11 protein-coding genes are annotated in these 18,544 nt (G+C 71.8%); 2 read left to right on the forward strand and 9 right to left on the reverse strand.

All coding sequences use genetic code 11. The annotated features are described in order from the left end of the window. Nucleotides 1-103: 103 nt before the first annotated feature. Together OG370_RS35640 and OG370_RS35645 are read right to left on the reverse strand one after the other, a co-directional pair. Nucleotides 104-631, reverse strand: a complete 528-nt coding sequence (locus OG370_RS35640; protein ID WP_328474733.1) for an NUDIX hydrolase family protein — start codon at nt 629-631, stop codon at nt 104-106. A gap of 98 nt (nt 632-729) precedes the next feature. Further along, nucleotides 730-3,894, reverse strand: coding sequence for a glycoside hydrolase family 2 TIM barrel-domain containing protein (locus OG370_RS35645; protein ID WP_328474735.1), 3,165 nt, complete (start codon nt 3,892-3,894; stop codon nt 730-732). A gap of 624 nt (nt 3,895-4,518) precedes the next feature. Between OG370_RS35645 and OG370_RS35650 the strand changes: the two genes are divergently transcribed. Together OG370_RS35650 and OG370_RS35655 are read left to right on the forward strand one after the other, a co-directional pair. Continuing rightward, nucleotides 4,519-6,849 (forward strand): glutaminase family protein, encoded by a 2,331-nt coding sequence (locus tag OG370_RS35650; RefSeq protein WP_328471654.1) that lies wholly within the window; start codon nt 4,519-4,521, stop codon nt 6,847-6,849. Continuing rightward, nucleotides 6,846-10,121 (forward strand): TIM-barrel domain-containing protein, encoded by a 3,276-nt coding sequence (locus OG370_RS35655; RefSeq protein WP_328471656.1) that lies wholly within the window; start codon nt 6,846-6,848, stop codon nt 10,119-10,121. Before OG370_RS35650 ends, OG370_RS35655 begins: the two co-directional genes overlap by 4 nt. Nucleotides 10,122-10,218: 97 nt before the next feature. On the opposite strand, the gene rhaI is transcribed toward OG370_RS35655, so the two are convergent. The 7 genes from rhaI to OG370_RS35690 form a co-directional block, all read right to left on the reverse strand. Beyond that, the gene (gene rhaI / locus OG370_RS35660) at nt 10,219-11,385 is read right to left on the reverse strand and encodes an L-rhamnose isomerase (RefSeq protein WP_328471658.1); all 1,167 of its coding nucleotides are present in this window, start codon (nt 11,383-11,385) and stop codon (nt 10,219-10,221) included. Between the two features lie 54 nt (nt 11,386-11,439). Then, nucleotides 11,440-12,954: an L-fucose/L-arabinose isomerase family protein gene (locus tag OG370_RS35665; RefSeq protein ID WP_328471660.1), complete on the reverse strand. Its 1,515-nt coding sequence runs from the start codon at nt 12,952-12,954 to the stop codon at nt 11,440-11,442. Then, nucleotides 12,951-13,307, reverse strand: a complete 357-nt coding sequence (locus OG370_RS35670) for an L-rhamnose mutarotase (protein WP_328471662.1) — start codon at nt 13,305-13,307, stop codon at nt 12,951-12,953. Before OG370_RS35670 ends, OG370_RS35665 begins: the two co-directional genes overlap by 4 nt. Nucleotides 13,308-13,407: 100 nt before the next feature. Further along, a complete protein-coding gene (locus tag OG370_RS35675; protein WP_402445048.1) occupies nt 13,408-14,418 on the reverse strand; it encodes a substrate-binding domain-containing protein in 1,011 nt (336 codons plus the stop codon). Nucleotides 14,419-14,616: 198 nt separating this feature from the next. Beyond that, nucleotides 14,617-15,669, reverse strand: coding sequence for an ABC transporter permease (locus tag OG370_RS35680; protein WP_328471666.1), 1,053 nt, complete (start codon nt 15,667-15,669; stop codon nt 14,617-14,619). Beyond that, nucleotides 15,659-16,702, reverse strand: a complete 1,044-nt coding sequence (locus OG370_RS35685) for an ABC transporter permease (RefSeq protein WP_328471668.1) — start codon at nt 16,700-16,702, stop codon at nt 15,659-15,661. The genes OG370_RS35680 and OG370_RS35685 overlap by 11 nt, the downstream gene beginning before the upstream one ends. Then, the gene (locus tag OG370_RS35690; protein ID WP_328471670.1) at nt 16,699-18,216 is read right to left on the reverse strand and encodes a sugar ABC transporter ATP-binding protein; all 1,518 of its coding nucleotides are present in this window, start codon (nt 18,214-18,216) and stop codon (nt 16,699-16,701) included. The genes OG370_RS35685 and OG370_RS35690 overlap by 4 nt, the downstream gene beginning before the upstream one ends. Between the last annotated feature and the right edge of the window lie 328 nt (nt 18,217-18,544).

Consider the following 18,544-nt stretch of genomic DNA (forward strand, 5'->3'; position numbering starts at 1 on the left):
GGGTGACCGGGTGACGGAGTGACGGAGTGACGGAGTGACCGAGTTCACCGGGTGACCTTCTCCACCCGGTGACCGCTCCGTCCGGCCCAGGCGGCCGGACGGGTCAGCCCAGGCGGCCGACGTGCGCCAGTGCCTGCTTGAGCAGGATGCCGCGGCCGCCTGGCATCTCCTCCTGGAGCTGCGCCGAGGACGCCTCCTGCGGGGTGAACCAGACCAGGTCCAGCGCGTCCTGCCGCGGGCGGCAGTCACCCGCCACCGGCACGACGTACGCGAGCGAGACCGCGTGCTGCCGCGGGTCGTGGTAGGCCGTGACGCCCTCGGTCGGGAAGAACTCCGCGACGGTGAACGGCTGGAGCGAGGCGGGCACCCGCGGCAGCGCGACCGGCCCGAGGTCCTTCTCCAGGTGCCGCACGAGCGCGTCCCGCACCCGTTCGTGGTGCAGCACCCGCCCGGAGACGAGGCTGCGGCTGACCGTCCCGTCCGGTCCGATGCGCAGCAGCAGCCCGATGTGGGTGACTTCTCCGTTGTCGTCGACCCGCACCGGCACGGCGTCGACGTAGAGGATCGGCATACGAGCGCGGGCCAGCTCCAGTTCCTCGGGAGCCAGCCAGCCGGGCGTGGTGTCGGTCATGTCAGCCATTGCGTGATCGTACGTGGAGCGGCGCGCTCTCCACTATGACGTGGGGTACTCCGAGCAGCGCCGCTCCACCGGGTCATCCGTTCATCTGCTCATCCGGCCGCCGCCGTGGCGGTCAGCGCGCTGATGCGCTGCGCGCCGGCGGGCGTGCCGGGGGCCGCGCTGGTCAGGTCCAGCCGCAGCCGCGCGCTGTCGACGGCGGTGAAGGAGACGACCGTGGGGCTGTCGCTCGCGCTCGCCCAGGAGACGGCCGGGTGCTGCACCGGGGCCCAGCGGTCGCCGTCCCAGTACGACACCGTGACCGTGGCCGGCAGCGTGTGCGTCGCGTCCACGGTGAAGGAGACGGAGACGGTGTCGACGCGGCGGGCGGTGGCCCAGGTGACCGAGACCCAGTCCGCGGGGCGGGCACCGTTGAACGCGGGCAGCAGCGCGGTGGCGCTCTTGGCGAAGGCGTTGGACCAGCCGGTGGCCGGGTCGCCGTCGAGCATCGCGGCCGGCAGCGAGGAGGGCGAGCCGGAGTAGCTCGCGTCGGCCAGCGGGTAGGACGGCGTGCCGGGGCCGGGGTCCGGGACGAAGCGCGCCGGGGGAGTGCCGGCCACCGCGCCGGGCGCGCGCGTGCTGCGCACCGAGGTGGTGCCGCGGTGCAGGCCGGGGGCGCTCGCGGTCACGTCGAGGTGTCCCGCGCTCGTGCCGGAGCGCACGATGGCGAGGGCCTTGCCGTGGAAGGCGGTGCGGGTGGTGGCCTGGTAGCGCTCGGCGCTCTCCTGCTGCCCGTTGTCCAGGCCGGCCAGGGAGCCGCCGGAGACGGTGAAGGTGAGCAGGTGGTCGGCGCCGGGCACCACCACGCCGTGGGAGTCGATCACTTCGGCGGTGACGTAGACCAGCGAGTCGCCGTCGGCCACCGCGGAGGCGCGGTCCGGGGTGAGCCGGACGGCGTGCGGCTCGCCCGCGGTGCGCAGCACGTCGGTGGCCACCACCTTGCCGTTCCTGCGGGCGACCGCCTTCAGCTCGCCGGCGGCGAACGGCACCTGCCAGGTCAGGTGGAGCTTGCCCGCGCTGCCGTTCGGGCTGGTGTAACTGCCCGGGTAGGCGCCGGTGGTGACGGTCTTGTCGTCTCCGGTCGGCTCGGTGGTCTCCAGGTAGGTACGCCCGTCCACCGTCTTCTTGGTGTCGAAGCGGCGCACCCCGAGCGAGCGGCCGTTGAGGTAGAGCTCGACGGTGTCCACGGTGGAGTACGCCCACACCTCGACGGTCTCGCCCGGCCGGTGGTCCGTCCAGTCCATCGGCAGCAGGTGCACCATCGGCTCGGACGTCCACTGGCTGCGGAAGAGGTGGTACATGTCCTTCGGGAAGCCGGCCGTGTCGACCGCGCCGAAGAACGACGCCTTCACCGGGAAGACGCCGTACGGCGTCGGCTCGCCGATGTAGTCGGTGCCGGACCAGAGGAACTCGCCGGCGAAGAAGGCCCGGTCGCGGTCCTTCTTCAGGCCGTACTCGCCGCTCATGGTCCACGACGCGAGGTTGTTGTCGAACGAGGAGGTGGCCCGCCGGCCGGGGGTGTGGTTCTCGCCGGTGTTGAGGTGCTGCGGCTCCTGGTAGGTGCCGCGGGTCGAGGTCTCCGAGGACGACTCGGACTCGAAGAGGAACAGGTGCGGATAGCGGGCGTGCAGCGCGTCCACGGAGGCGGCGGTGTTGTAGTTGAGGCCGAGGCCGTCGAGCTTGGCGAGCATCAGGTCGGCGGGGGAGCCGGCCGCCGGCATGCCGCGGTACTTGTCGGAGCCGATGACGATCGGGCGGGTGGTGTCGAGCGCGCGGATCGCGGCGATCAGCCCGTCGGCCATGGCCAGGCCCGCGGTGGAGGTGGAGTCGGGGATCTCGTTGCCGATCGACCACATCATCACCGCGGGCGAGTTGCGGGCGGCGGACACCATCTCCGCGATGTCGGCGGCGCTGTCGGCGTCGAAGAACCGGCCGTAGTCGTAGGTGTTCTTGCCGGTGCGCCAGCAGTCGAACGCCTCGACCATCATCACGATGCCCAGCTCCTCGCAGACCCGGATCATCTCCGGCGACGGCGGGTTGTGGGAGGTGCGGAAGGCGTTGACGCCCATGGACTTCATGATCGTCATCTGGCGCAGCACCGCGTCGTAGTGGATCGCGGCGCCGAGCGCGCCCTGGTCGTGGTGGAGGTCCACGCCGCGGATCTTGGTGGGCTCGCCGTTGACGGACAGGCCGTGGTCCGGGTCGAGGGTGAAGTGGCGCAGGCCGAAGGTGGTGGTGACGGTGTCCACCGTCTCGCCGTGCACCTGGACGTCCGTCTCCAGGGTGTACCGGTTCTCCGGAGTGGCGTACGACCACAACTGCGGCCGCTCCACGCGCAGTTGCGTGGTGACGTCCTGCGCGCCGGTCGCCGCCGCCAGCGTCAGCGGCGAGCTGGCCCGCGCGACCTGGCGGCCCTGGCGGTCCCGGACGGTGTTGACCACGGTGGCGGCGACGGCGCCGCCGGTCTCGTTGACGACACCGACCTGGGCGCGCACGGTGGCGTAGCCGCTTCCCTGCCGCGGGTTCAGCGTGTCGGCGAGGTCGGGCGTGGTGACGTAGGTGCCGTGCCGGGCGACGTGCACCGGGTCGGTGAGGACCAGCCGGGCGTTGCGGTAGATGCCGCTGCCCGAATACCAGCGGCTGCTGGGCAGTTGGTTGCGGACCTGGACCGCGATCACGTTGGCCGTGCGGCCGTCGGTGTGCAGCAGGTCGGTGAGGTCGTAGGCGAACCCGGTGTAGCCGTAGGGGTGGGTGCCGACCAGAGTGCCGTTGCAGTAGACGGAGCTGTCCATGTAGACGCCGTCGAACTCGACCGAGACGCGGCGGCCCTTGACGGCGGCCGGCAGGGTGAACGACCTGCGGTACCAGCCGAGTCCGCCGGGCAGGAAGCCGGTGCCGCCGGAGGTGTTGTCGGCGGTGGTGGGGGTCTGCTCGATGCTCCAGTCGTGCGGGACGCGGACGGCCCGCCAGCGGGAGTCGTCGTAGCCGGGGTCGGCGGCGTCGGCGTAGGAGCCGGTGGGGTCGGTGATGCCGGCCGGGTTCACCAGCGCGAAGCGCCAGCCGTCCGCGAGGTCGACGGTGCGGGGGAGGGCGGAGGGCGAGCCGGCCGGCCGCGCCGGGTCGGTGTGGGCGCTCGCGGTCGCGGCGAGCCCGGGCAGTGCGGGGGCCGCGGCTCCGGCCGCTCCTGCGATCAGAAAAGACCTGCGGTCGACCGGCATGGTGGGACCCTTCTCGTCGACGCGTGCACCGATGGCGCCCTGAAGAGGCGTCATAACTGACCAGCATTGAACAGAACCAACCAGGAACTCACGGATTCTCGCATCGCCGCACTGTCGCGGGTCAAGGGGTGCGGCACGGCTTTCGCGGTCGCCGACCGCAGGTCGCGGCCGGTGCGCCGGGTCCGGCGGACGCCTTTACAACGATGGAGAAACCCGGTCGCCACGACATCGAACCTGTGCGGTCGCCGCGACGCTCTCCTGGCGCGCGCCAGGCGTGCGGGCTCCTTCGTGCGCGGCTGCGCGAGGCGCCGGCGACGCTCTTCCCGACCGGCCCGCTTCTCCTGGAGCGGGCTTCAAACCTGCTGATGGGCATGGGTGTTCGGATATTCGTGGGGCGCGGTGCGCCGTGGCCGGACATCGCGAAACGCGGCGGAAATCTGTCCGGTACAGGGGATGGACATGACATCTGGGCTGTGCTGTCATCATCTCGCCTCGCTTTACATCGTTGTAGGAATCTCTTCCGACGGGCACGCCCCAAGCCGCCGCTTCGGTCTGCCCCACCCGGGCCGGAGCGCGCGCCCCTGCCATTCCGCTCCGCACGGGAGCGGTTCCTGGAGGAAACCGATGACATACAGAAGCAACGACGTGGCCCCACCCGTCACCGGGCCGCCGGACGGCCCGCCGCCCGTGGAAGCCGCCGACGCCACCGCCGCCGACGCCGCCGACGCCGGGCCGGGGCAGGGGATGAGCCGGCGCGGCCTGATCCGCTGGACGGGAGCGGCCGGCGTCGTCGGGCTCGGCGCGGCGGGCACCGGACTGCTGCCGGGTGTCGCGGGCAGCGCGCAGGCCGCGGACACGGCGGCCCCCTCCTCCTCCGCTTCCGCCGCCTCCTTCGCCGCCGCGCGGAGCGGCGCGTCCGGGAAGCCGGGCGGGACCAGCGCGGTGGACACCGTCTTCGACCCGATCCGGCCGCCGGCGGTGCCGCTGGCGGTGCGCTCGCCGTATCTGAGCGCCTGGCTGCCGGCGAGCAACACCGCCGGCACCTGGCCGACGTTCTGGACCGGCCGCACCACTGCGATGACCGGCATCGCGCAGATCGACGGCGTGCCCTACCTGTTCCTGGGCGCGCCGAACATCGACGGGCAGGTACTGCGCGGCATGGCGCAGCGCTCGCTGACCACCACCGCGACCCGTTCGGTGTTCCAGTACGAGGCGGCCGGCGTGGAGTTGACGCTGACCTTCCTGTCCCCGGTGGAGCCGGGCGACCTGCGCCGGCAGTCGGTGCCGCTGTCGTACCTGACGGCGGAGGTGCGCAGCGGTGACGGCGCGGCACACGACGTGAAGCTGTACGTCGACATCTCCGGCGAGTGGGCGCACGGCGACTCCGGCACGAAGATCGGCTGGTCGGGGGAGCAGGTGGCCGGCGCCGGCGGCGGCTCGCTCACCTCGCTGTCGTTCACCCCGGACGGCACCAAGTCCCTCGCGGAGAACGGGGACATGGCGACCTGGGGCACCGTGGTGTGGAGCGCCACCAACCGCCCCGGGCTGACCTGGCAGATCGGCGCCGACACGGTGGTACGCCCGGCCGCCCTGACCGACGGCAAGCTCGCCGGCAGCGCCGACACCCGCCAGCCGCGCGCGATCAACGACGCCTGGCCGGTCTTCGCCTTCCACTTCGACCTCGGCAGCGTCCACCGCACCGCGCAGCAGGCGGTGCTGTCCGTCGGCCATGTGCGTGAGCCCGCGGTGAGCTACCTCGGCACGCCGCTGCCGCCGCTGTGGAAGTCGTACTGGCCGACCTGGCAGCAGATGGCGGCCTTCTTCCACGGCGACCTCGCCACCGCCGGCAGCCGTACGGCCGCGCTCGACCGCAAGGTGCGCCAGGAGGCGACGGCGGTCGGCGGCCCGAAGTACGCGGCGCTGTGCGCGCTGGCGCTGCGGCAGGCGTACGGCGGCACCGAACTGGTCAGCAAGGACGGCACGCCGTGGGCGATGCTGAAGGAGATCTCCTCCTCCGGCAACGTCTCCACCGTGGACCTGCTCTACCCGGCGATGCCGGTCTTCGCCTGGGCGGACCCGGCCTACCTCGGGCTGCTGCTGGCGCCGGTGCTGGAGTACGCCGAACACGGCGGCTGGCCCAAGGAGTTCGCCGAGCACGACCTGGGCTCCTCCTACCCGAACGCCGCCGGCCACAACGACGGCAACGAGGAGGACATGCCCGTCGAGGAGTCCGCGAACATGCTGCTGATGTCGGCGGCCTACCTGAAGGGGGCGTCCGCCTCGGCCGGGCGGGCCTTCGCCACCGGGCACTACGCGATCCTCAAGCAGTGGGCGGACTACCTGGTCGACAACGCCCTCGACCCGGGCTTCCAGAACCAGACCGACGACTTCACCGGCTTCATCGGGCACAGCGCCAACCTCGCCCTGAAGGGCATCCTCGGCCTGGGCGCGATGAGCCAGGTGGCCGCCGCGGCCGGCAACGCCGCCGACCGCACCCGCTACCTCGGCGTCGCCAAGGACTACATCGGGCAGTGGACCGGCAAGGCGCAGGACACCACCCCCGACCACCTCAAGCTCGCCTACGACCAGCCGGGCACCTGGAGCCTGAAGTACAACGGCTACCCGGACGCGCTGCTCGGCCTCGGCCTGGTGCCGGCCTCGGTCGCCGCCGAGGAGGCGGCGTGGTACCTCACCCAGGTCAACCCCTACGGCATCCCGCTGGACGTCCGGCACGCCTACACCAAGGGAGACTGGGAGATGTGGACCGCCGCCTGGCTGCGTGACCACCCCGTGAGCGGCTATCTGGTCGACTCGTACTACGAGTTCGCGCACACCACGCCGTCCCGGGTGCCGTTCACCGACTGGTACGACACGGTCAACGACCGGCCGGCCGGCGGCTTCCAGGCGCGCCCGGTGATCGGCGGCGTCTTCGCCCTGCTGAGCGTGACCCGATGAGCGCGGCGAGGTCGCGCCGCCGGGCGATCGGCGTACGGCGGCGGATCGCGGTCGTGGCCGCGGCGGCGGCCGCCGCCACGGTGCTCACCGGCACCGGACAGGCGGCGTCCGCGCACGGCACGGCCCACCCCCGCATCCCCACCGTGACGTCCGGCGACGCCCGGTTCGAGGTGCTGTCGCCGACGCTGATCCGTACCGAGTACGCCGGCGACGGGCAGTTCACCGACAGCCCGACCTTCAACGCCATCGGCCGGGACTCCTTCACCAGCACGCCGTACACCTCCAGCACCTCCGACGGCTGGCTCACCCTCACCACCAGCAAGGTGACCCTGCGGTACAAGGTGGACTCGGGGGCCTTCACCGCGCAGAACCTCACGGTGGACCAGAACGCGGGCAGCACCCCGGTCACCGCCACCCCGTGGAACGGGCTGACCTGCACGGTCGGCGCGCTGTGCGAGGCGGAGGACCTCTCGGCCGCGGGCGTCAGCACCGCCTCGGACCACACCGGGGCCACCGGCACCGGCTTCCTGGCCGGCTTCACCGCGCAGGGCGACTCGGTCTCCGCCGACGTGGACGCCACGACGGCGGGCTCCTACGAGTTCGACGCCCGGTACGCCAACGCGCTGGGCGGCGACGGCAAGAACACCACCCGCACGCTGTCGCTGACGGTGGACGGCGGCACGGCGCGGACGGTGAGCCTGCCGGTGACCGCGGACTGGGACACCTGGGCCGTCGCGCGGGTGCCGGTCGACCTGACCGCGGGCCACCACACGGTGACGCTGGCGCACGCCGCCGCGGACTCCGGCAACGTCAACCTCGACAGCGTCGCGGTGGTCACGCCCGGCGCGTCCTACCCGGGGACGTCGGCCACCGCGATCACGGACTGCCGGTTCGGGGTGAGCTGCGAGTCCGAGGCGGGCCGCGCCACGGGCTCCGCGGTGGTCGCCACGAACCACCAGAGCTACTCCGGGGCCGGCTTCGTCGCGGAACTGAACCAGGGCGCCGGGCTGACCCACCGGATCGTCGGGGTGCCGGCCGACGGCACGTACCTGCTGCGGCTGCGCTACGCCAACGGCGTCGGCGGCGACGGCCTGCACCAGACCCGCACCATGACGGTCACGGCCGGCGGCGACGACACGACGCTCAGCCTGCCGGCCACCGCCGACTGGGACACCTGGGGCACCGCGTCCGTCCCGGTCACCCTGACCGCGGGCACCGACGACATCACCCTGGGCTGCCCGGACGCGACCAGCTGCCACGTCAACGCCGACACGGTGTCCGTCAGCGACCAGAGCGCGCCCGCGCCCGCGCCGCACATCGCCCTGGGCGGCTACCGCCGCGGCCTGGACGGGGTCAACGGCGACAACGGCGACCCGTCCATCACGCCCGGCCTGCTCTACCGGGACGGCTGGTACCTGCTGGACGACACCTCCTCGGCGCTGTACTCCACCGCGACCGGGACGGCCTCCGCGCGGCCCGGCCACGGCGGCGCGCCCTACCAGGACGGCTACCTCTTCGGCTACGGGCACGACTACCAGCAGGCGCTGACGGACCTGGCCACCCTCACCGGCCCCTCCGAGCTGCTGCCCGAATGGGCCTACGGGGTCTGGTACTCGGAGTACATGGACCGCACCGCGGCCGACTACGAGAACACCATCCTGCCCGCGTTCCGTTCCGAGGGCGACCCGCTGGACGTCCTGGTCACCGACACCGACTTCAAGTCACCGGCGACCTGGGACGGTTGGGAGATGGACCCGGCCAAGTTCCCCGACCCGAAGGCGTTCTTCGACTGGGCGGCGGGCCAGGGGCTGCACAACACGCTCAACATCCACCCGAGCATCGTCAGCACCGACCCGCAGTTCGCGCAGGCCGAGTCCACCGCGAAGAACAAGCTCGCCAAGAGCGGCTGCGACGGCGACGTGTGCACGTACACCTTCGACTTCGGCGACCCGGACCAGCTCAAGGCGTACCTGGGGCTGCACCAGACGATGGAGCAGGCCGGCGCGGACTTCTGGTGGCTGGACTGGTGCTGCGACAACTCGCAGTCCACGCTGGCCGGCGTCACCCCCGACGCCTGGATCAACCAGCAGTACGCCACCGACGCGGACAAGACCGTCGGGCGCGGGTTCGTGCTCTCCCGGGCCTTCGGGTCGCTCCAGTCCGGCGGCTACAGCAGCCCGACCGGCCTGCCGACCGGACCGTGGGCGGACAAGCGCACCACCGTCCACTTCACCGGGGACACCTCCTCCACCTGGGGCACCCTGAAGTTCGAGGTCGGCTACACCCCGGGCGAGTCAGCCGCCACCGGTCTGTCCGCGGTCAGCCACGACATCGGCGGCTTCAACGACGCGACCGGGCTGACCGGCTCCGAGACGTACTCCGACGGCGGGCAGCAGAAGTCCACCACCAAGCTCCCCGACGACCTGTACGCCCGCTGGGTCCAACTCGGCACCTTCCAGCCGGTGGACCGGCTGCACGGCAACCACAGCGACCGGCTGCCCTGGCAGTACGGCACGGACGCGCGCGCCTCCGCGGACAAGTTCCTCAACCTGCGCGAGGACCTGCTGCCGTACACCTACACCCTCGCCCAGCAGGCGAACGCCACCGGCGTCCCGGTGGTCCGGCCGATGTACCTCCAGTACCCGGAGGAGGACAGCGCCTACACCACGGCGGGCAGCGAGTACATGTACGGGCCCGACGTGCTGGTCGCGCCGGTCACCACGCCCGGTACCACCGCCACCACCTCGGTGTGGCTGCCGCCGGGCACCACCTGGACCGACTACTTCACCGGCCAGACCTACCCCGGCGGCACCACGCAGACCGTCACCACCGGGCTCGACACGATGCCGGTGTTCGTCCGGGCCGGCGCGGTCGTGCCGACCAGGACCGACCACGTCAGCAGCGACGCGAAGAGCCCGCTGAAGAAGGTCACGCTCACCGTCGCCGGCGGCGCGTCGGGCTCGTTCTCGCTCTACGAGGACGACGGCACCTCCGCGGTGCCGGCCCGCTCCGCGACCACGGCCGTCCACTACAGCGAGCACAAGGGAGTGCACACCCTGCGGATCGGCGCGGCCGACGGTTCCTTCCCCGGCCAGGTCACCAGCCGCCAGTGGACGGTGACCTTCCGCGGGATCTCCGCGCCCGGCGCGGTGGCCGCCACCGGCGTCCGGCTGCCCAGGACGGCCTGGCACTACAGCGCGGCGGACCACACCCTGACCGTCACCCTCCCGGCCCGCAGCGTGCACAGCGCCACCACCGTCACCGTCCACTGAGATCCCGGGACAGGTGACGGTCAACGGCCCGGGGCGGGTCCGGCGAACCGCCGGACCCGCCCCGGGCCGTACCGCCGACGCGGGGACGGACGCGCGCTCAGGCGCCCCAGCCGGCCTGGGTGCCGCCGACCCGGTCGGCGACGATCCGCTCGGCGTAGCCGGACCGCGCGTACGCCGCCATCGGGTCCGGGTCGATCCCCGACTCCGCGCGCAACTCGGCCAGCAGCGGGCGCACATCGGTGTTGAAGGCGTCCATCAGGACGCCGTTGGCGCCCAGCACGTCACCGGCCGCCTGCGCCGCGGCGAGCGCCTCGGTGTCGACCAGCAGCGCCTTCGCGGTGGCCTCCTGCACGTTCATCACCGAACGGATCTGGCCGGGGATCTTGGGCTCGATGTTGTGGCACTGGTCGAGCATGAACGCGATCCCGGAGTCCTCCGCCAGCCCGCCCGCCTGCTTGACCTCGAAGAGGATGCGGAAGAGCTGAAAGGGGTCGGCGGCACCGACCATGAGGTCGTCGTCGGCGTAGAAGCGGGAGTTGAAGTCGAACGCGCCGAGCTTCCCCTCGCGCAGCAGGAACGCCACGATGAACTCGATGTTGGTGCCCGGCGCGTGGTGCCCGGTGTCGACGCACACCTGCGCCCGCTCGCCCAGCCGCAGGCAGTGCGCGTAGGCGGTGCCCCAGTCCGGCACGTCGGTGGTGTAGAAGGCCGGTTCGAAGAGCTTGTACTCCAGGATCAGCCGCTGGTCGGCCGACAGCCGCGCGTACACCGCGTCGAGCGCCTCGGCCAGCCGGTCCTGCCGGGCCCTGATGTCGTCCTGGCCGGGGTAGTTGGTGCCGTCGGAGAACCACAGCTTCAGATCCCGCGAGCCGGTCCTGTCCATCACGTCCACGCACGCGAAGAGGTGGTCGAGCGCCTTGCGCCGGACGGCCGGGTCGGGGTTGGTGACGCTGCCGAGCCGGTAGTCGTCGTCCTGGAAGACGTTGGCGTTGACGGTGCCCAGCGTGATGCCGGCGTCCGCCGCGGCGCGGCCCAGCTCGGCGTAGTCCGCGACCTCGTCCCAGGGGATGTGCAGGGCGACGGTCGGCGCGACCCCGGTGAAGGCGTGCACCTGGGCCGCGTCGGCGATCTTCTCGAACGGGTCCCGGGGCACGCCCTGTTGGGCGAAGACCTTGAACCTGGTGCCGGAGTTGCCGAACGCCCACGACGGCAACTCGATGCGCTGCGCGCGCAGTACGTTCTTGGCTGCCTCACGACCGGCCATGGGCGGACCTGCTTTCCAGTGCGGACGGTTCTTGCTGACAGTTCGGATCGGTGCTCACAAGGCGACCTCCACCAGGTTCACGCCCAGCAGGTCGGCGGTCGACCGCAGTTGGGGCAGCAGGTCGCCGACGCCCAGCGCCCAGTGGTGCGAGATGCCGGTGGCGCTCCACGCGTCGGTCCACTCGCCCGGGTCGCAGCCGAAGTCGACCCGCGAGGTGGTGTTGCCGATCTCCAGCAGCGGTCCCGGGACCACCTCGCCGGTGGAGGCGACGAACGTGAAGGCGCCGTCGCGCTGTTGGGCGATCCCGAAGGTGGTGACCGGGCCGTGCGCCACGTCGAACTCCACGGACACGCCCCAGCCGCGCTTGCCGTGGTAGACGCCCAGGCCGCGCAGCAGCGGCCGCCGTTGACTGATCGCCAGGTGGGCCGGGCCGTCGTGGCCCATCTCCACCACGTTGTCGCGGAAGTTCAGCGCCTGGAGTTCGGTGAACGAGCCGCCGCCGCCGAGCCGGTCCACGATGAGCATGGCCAGCGAGGTGCGCAGTTCGTACTCGCCGGTGGTCGGCACGCCGCGCGCGGTGAGCAGGGACGCGCCGAGGATCATGCCGGCACCGAGCCGTTCGTGCTGCTCGCCCTCCAGGCCGCGGTGGTAGTAGGCGAGGCTGTCCAGCGCGAAGTCGTCCGCCAGCCGGTCCAGCCCCACCGACACCTTCGCCGCCCAGCGGAAGTCCTCCTCCTGGACCGTCGGGTCCAGGTCGAACACCTCCCGGGCCAGCGCGATCCGCTCCTCGACCTGCGCGTCGGTGACCGCGGCGACCCGCACCCGCAGGTCGTCGAACTCCAGCACCTCCATGTGGCCGCCGAAGTTCGCCGGGACCAGTGTGAGGTCGGTCGACACGTCGAGCATGCCCGGATAGAGGTGCCCCATCAGGCCGTGCCGGCCGTGCCGCAGCGCGCCGCGCACCCCGGCCGCCTTGATCCAGCGGCCGATCCGGTCCCAGGCCCGCTCGTCCTCCAGGTACCCCGACACCGAGCGGAAGTCGATGCCGCAGCGCAGGAAGGCGTTGGCCATCTCCGGCAGCGGGCAGGCGCCGCAGTACGCCAGCCACTGACCGGTGTCGAAGGTCGCGTGGTCCATCGCCTCGGTGGGCTGGAGGTTGATCAGCAGCACCGGGGCGCCGCTGCGCTGCGCGATCGGCACCAGCATCGACGCGGTCATGTAGGTGGTGAGGAAGCCGACGATGATGTCGCAGCCGGCCACCCGCAGCGTCTCGGCGGCGCGCGCGGCGTCGGAGGCGTCGGAGACGAATCCGGCGTCCACCACGTCGCAGTCCAGCGCCCGCATCCGTTCCGCCACCCGGTCCGCGGAGCGCTGGAGTTGGGGCAGCAGGTCGGGGAACTGCGGCCAGTAGGCGCCGAGTCCGCCGGCCACCAGGCCGACCTTGGTGCGCCGGGCGGTGATGCGTCGCAGCCCGGTCGGCAGGGCGGACGGCGGCGAGGCGGAAGGCGGCGCGGAACCCGGCTGCCGCGCGGGGCCGTCGGGCTGGGAGGAGTCGAAAGTCGTGGTCATCGGCCGGGTCCTTCTCCACTGGCGTGCAGTTGGTCGTCGAGGTTGAAGATCTGCCGCAGCAGCACGAACCCCTCGTCCGGCGGCTGCCCGTCCAGGCCGGTGAAGAAGGGGGCCATCTCGGCCTGCCAGCGGGCGTTGACGTCGGTGCGGGCCATCGCGGCCTGCGCGGCGGCGAGGTCGTCGGCCTCGACGTATCCGACGATCAGCCCGTCATCGGCGGCGAAGATCGAGTAGTTGCGCCAGCCCGCCGCGTCGAGCGCGCGCAGCATGTCCGGCCAGACCTGCGCGTGCCGCTCGCGGTACTCGTCGAGCCGGTCGGGCCTGACCCGTAGCAGGAAGCAGTAGCGGTTCATCCGATCGTCGTTCCCTTGTGCTCTCCGGGGCGCCGGGGCGTCCCGGGTGCCGCCGGCGCCGGCCGGCCCCATGACGGGACCGGCCGGGCGCCCCGCGGCATCAGAAGTCGAACTTGTCGACGTTGGAGGCGTCGAAGACGGTCGGCGGGCCGAGCACCACCGACGGGCCGACCCCGCTGGTCGGGGCGAGCACCTTGTACGTGCCGAGCGTGCCCGCCTTGAAGCTGGACCCGGTCTGCAGGCTGGCGCTGCCGGACGCGAGCGACGCGGCCGCGTAACCGGCCAGGTAGCCCAGCTGGTTGGGGTCCCACAGCTCGAAGGACTTCACGGTGCCGTCCTTGACGTAGGACTTCATCTGCGAGGGCAGCCCGAGTCCGGTGAGCGTGACCTTCTTCGCCACGTCCTTGTGGTTGGACAGGTACTGCGCCGCGGTCGAGATGCCCACGGTGGTCGGCGAGATGATGCCCTTGAGGTTCGGGTACGCCGACAGCAGGCCCTGCAGCACGGTCAGCGACGTGGCCGGGTCGTCGTTGCCGTACACCGTGCTGACCAGCTTCATGTTCGGGTACTTGGTCAGCTGCTGCTTCATGTACTTGATCCAGGCGTTCTGGTTGGTCGCGCTGGCCGCCGCGGACAGGATCGCGACCTGCCCGCTGCTGCCGATCTGCTTGGCGAGCAGGTCGACCTCGGAGGTGCCGATGGTCTCGGTGTCCGCCTGGTTGATGAACAGGTGGTTCGGGGTGGTGCCGCAGGAGATGTCCGAGTCGAACGAGACGATCTTGATCCCGGCGGCAGCGGCCTGGTTGAGCGACGGGCACAGCGCCGACGGGTCGTTGCCGGCGATCACTATGGCGTCGGCGTGCTTCTGGATCGCGGTCTGGATCGACGGGATCTGCGCGGCCGCGGTGTCGGCGGTGCCGCTGGAGACCACGACCTTGCCGCCGAGCTCCTCCAGCGCCTTCTTGCCGCCGGCGTCGGCCAGCACCTCGTACGGGTTCTGGGTGTCCTTGGGGATGAAGTAGACCGTCAGACCCTTCTTGACGCCGGTCGCGGTCGGCTTGCCGGTCGGGTCGGCGCCGGCGTTGGAGGAGGAGCCGCAGGCCGCGAGCATGAGGCCGGCAACGGAGAGGGAGAGGAGTGCGGTCGCCCTGCGGCGCACGGTTCTGCTGATGGTCACGTGACTGTCTTTCTGCAGAGGGTTGGACGGAACGGCCGGCGCCGCCGGGTGCCGGCCGGTGAGGAAGCGGCGGGGAGCCGCGGCTCCGGACGAGGTGGCGGGGTGGAGCCGCGGGCTCCGGGTGGCGGAGGGTCAGGCGGCGGGCAGCGGGCCCCGCTTGGCGCGGGCTCTGATCCGGCGCACCAGCTCGCCGCCGTTGGGCACGACGACGCTCACCAGCAGCAGCGCGCCGGTGACGATGTTCTGCACCTCCGGCTGGACGCCCATCTGGGTCAGCGCCTGCTGGAGGCAGCCGACGATGATCACCGCGAGCACCACGCCGATCACGGTGCCCCGGCCGCCGAAGATCGACACCCCGCCGAGCAGCACGATCGCCACCACGTTGAGTTCGAGCCCGGTGCCGGCGTCGTAGCTGACCGAGGAGTTCTTCAGGGTGAACAGGATGCCGGCGAGCGCGCAGAAGAGGCCGGAGGCCACGTAGAGCCCGAACTTGACCCGGTCGACCCGCACCCCGGAGAAGCGGGCGGCCTCCGGTTGCAGGCCGATCGCCACGATGGAGCGGCCCAGCGAGGTCGCGTGCAGGATCACGCCGAAGATCACCGCCAGCACCAGGAAGATCAGCGCGGACCAGGCGATCTTCGTGCCCTGCACCGGCATCACGCCGATCTTGGTGAGCGACATCGGGAACCCGGTGATGGTGCGCGGCGCCAGCACGATCTCGGAGAGGCCGCGGAAGAGCGTCAGCGTGCCGATCGTCACCGCGATCGACGGCAGCCCCATCTTCGAGACCAGCAGGCCGTTGAGCGCGCCGCCGGCCGCGCCGACCGCCAGCGCCGCCGCCATCGCGGCCCACACCGACCAGCCGTCGTGGAAGAGCGAGCCCATCACGGTGCCCGACAGCCCCAGCATCGAGGCTACCGACAGGTCCATCTCGCCGGTCATCACGATCAGCGTCAGCGGCAGCGCCATGATGGCGATCTCGCCCATGTTCAGGCTGATGTAGAAGAAGTTGGTGCCGTCCAGGAAGTCCGACGACTGCGCCGACCCGAAGATCAGCACCGCGATCAGGACGAACACCAGCGCGGTCTCCCAGCGCACCAGCCCGCGCCAGAACGGCTGCCCGGCGTCGTCGGCACCCTGGTAGGAGGGGGTGGCCGGTTTCGTGGTGGTGATGTCAGGCGTCACGGTGGGCTCCCTGTGCGGACTGGAGGCTGCGGGCCACCCGCAGGCCCAGCCAGCGGTCGAAGGCGATGGCCGCCAGCAGCAGCCCGCCGGCGATCGCCTCGTTCCAGAAGGACGAGATCTTCGCGGCGACCAGCGCCTGGTTGATCGTGTTGAGCAGCAGAGCGCCGAGGGCGGCGCCCAGCACGGTGCCGCTGCCGCCGAAGATGGCCACCCCGCCGACGACCACCGCGGCGACGACCGTCAGCTCGTAGCCGTTGCCGCCGGTGACGTCGATCTGGGCGTGCAGCGCGAGGAACAGCGACCCGGCCAGGCCGGCGAGCGCGCCGCTGATCAGGAAGGCGGTGAACACCCGTCGCCCGGCGGGGATGCCGGCCAGTGCGGCGGCCTCCGGGTTGGAGCCGATCGCGTACAGGTCGCGGCTGGCCCGGAAGGAGCGCATCGCGTACCCGACGACCGCGACCACGACCGCCACGATGATGGCCAGCCACGGCACGCCGAGGAAGGTCCGGTATCCCACCTCGGTGAAGGACTTGGGGATCGCCCCCGGGTCGATGGTCTTGCCGTCGACGATCACCCCGTCCACCCCGCGGACGATGTAGAGCATCGCGAGCGTCACCACCAGGCTCGGCACCCGGGTCACGACCGTGATCAGGCCGTTGATCGAGCCGACCAGGGCGCCGACCAGGATGCCGAGGACGTAGCCCAGCAGCACCGGGAAGCCGGAGTGGTGCTTGAAGACGTCACCGACGACGTACGCGGACAGGCCGACCACCGAGCCGACCGACAGGTCCACGTTGCGGGTGACGATGACCATCGTCTCGCCGACGCCGAGCAGCGCGATCAGCGAGGCGCCGGTGAGCAGTTGCTGGATGCTGTGCGGGTTGGCGAAGGCGTGGTTGCTGATCGTGGTGGCGACGAAGACCAGCACGATGACGACGCCGATGCCCAGTTCCCGGGCCCGCAGCAGGGCGGCGCCGCGGGCGAAGCGCTGGGTGTCGGGCGCCGGGGCCGGCGCGGTGAGCTGTGCGGTCATGACGCCACCGCCGCGTATCCGGTGGCGGCGCGCATGATCGAGTCCTCGTCGGCCTCGGCGCGGCTGAGTTCGGCGGTGATCCGGCCCTCGTGCAGGACCAGCACCCGGTCGGCCATGCCCAGCACTTCGGGCAGTTCGGAGGAGATCATCAGCACCGCCATCCCGTCGGCCACCAGTCCGTCGAGGATGCGGTGCACCTCGGCCTTGGTCCCGACGTCGATACCTCGGGTCGGTTCGTCGATGATCAGCAGGGAGGGGCCGCGGGCCAGCCACTTGCCGAGCACGACCTTCTGCTGGTTGCCGCCCGACAGGGTGGCGACCGGGCTCCTCATCCGGCCGAACTTCAACTGCAGGCGCTCCGCCCAGGTCAGTGCCAGCTCGCGCTCCGAGCCGCGCCGGATCAGCCCGAACTGGCCCAGCCGCTCCAGCGAGGCGAGCGCGACGTTGCGGTCGATGCCCATGTCCATCACCAGGCCCTGCTGGCGGCGGTCCTCGGGGACCAGCGCCACGCCGGCGGCCATCGCGTCGGCCGGGTTGCCGTTGCGCAGCTTCCTGCCACCCACCTTGACCGTGCCCGACGTCCACCGGTCGATGCCGAAGACGGCGCGGGCGACCTCGCTGCGGCCGGCCCCGACCAGCCCGGCCAGGCCGACGATCTCGCCCCTGCGCACGGTGAAGCTGATGTCGTGGAAGACGCCCTCCCGGGTGAGGTGTTCGACCTCCAGCACGGTGGCGCCCGGGTCGGTCTGCGTCTTCGGGAAGAGCGTGCCCAGCTCGCGGCCGACCATCGAGCGGATGATCGAGTCGGCGGTCACGTCCTCGATCGGCGCGGTGCTCACGAAGCGCCCGTCGCGCATGATGGTGACGCGCTGGCAGCTCGCCAGCACCTCCTCGATCCGGTGCGAGATGAACAGCACCGCGGCGCCCTGCTCGCGCAGCGTGCGCATCACGTCGAAGAGGCGTTCCACCTCCACCGAGGTCAGCGCTGCGGTCGGCTCGTCCATCACCAGCACCTTGGCGTCCAGGGACAGCGCCTTGGCGATCTCGACGATCTGCTGGTCGGCGACGGACAGGCCGCGGGCCTGGCGCTGCGGGTCCAACTGGACGCCCAGCCGCTCGAACACGGCGACGGCCGCCTTGTTCATCGCGGTCCGGTCGATCCGGCGGCCGGCGCGGCGCGGCTGGCGGCCCATGAAGATGTTCTCCGCGACGGTGAGGTCGGGGAAGAGGGTGGGCTCCTGGTAGATGATCGACACCCCGGCGGCGCGGGAGGCCGCGGGCCCGGACAGCACGACCGGGGTGCCGCCGATCAGCAGCCGGCCGCTGTCGGGCTGGTGCACGCCGGCGAGGATCTTCACCAGCGTGGACTTGCCCGCGCCGTTCTCGCCCAACAGGGCGTGTGCCTCGCCTGGGTACAGGGTGACCGACCCGTCCTCGAGCGCGCGCACCGCGCCGAAGCGCTTCGCCGCCTGCTCCAGGACGAGGAGCGGGTCCTTGCCTACGGGATCTTTCATCGTGCCAGGTCCTCGTCTTGGTGTGGTGCGCTTGCGCGGCGGGCTCGCCACATGTGTGCCCACCCCCTCCCCGGAACGTCGTCCCGGGACTCGTCGTGCCCTCCGTCCGAACGTCGGGCCACCGGTAAATTGGAACGTTTCACAAAAGTTGACGGACGCGAGACTATGTCCTGCGTCACGTGACGTCTAGGGTCCCGCACGTAATATCCGTTGGCGGGGAAGAGCGCTGGTGGGCGCGTCGGCCCGCGGGGGCCGCCGTACGGGCCGGCGACGCGGGCTCCCGGGGCGCCCGCCGGCGGGCGCGGCGGGGGCGTCCGGCCGGGGTGCC

The sequence above is a fragment of the Streptomyces sp. NBC_00448 genome, assembly GCF_036014115.1.
Lineage (GTDB): Bacteria > Actinomycetota > Actinomycetes > Streptomycetales > Streptomycetaceae > Actinacidiphila.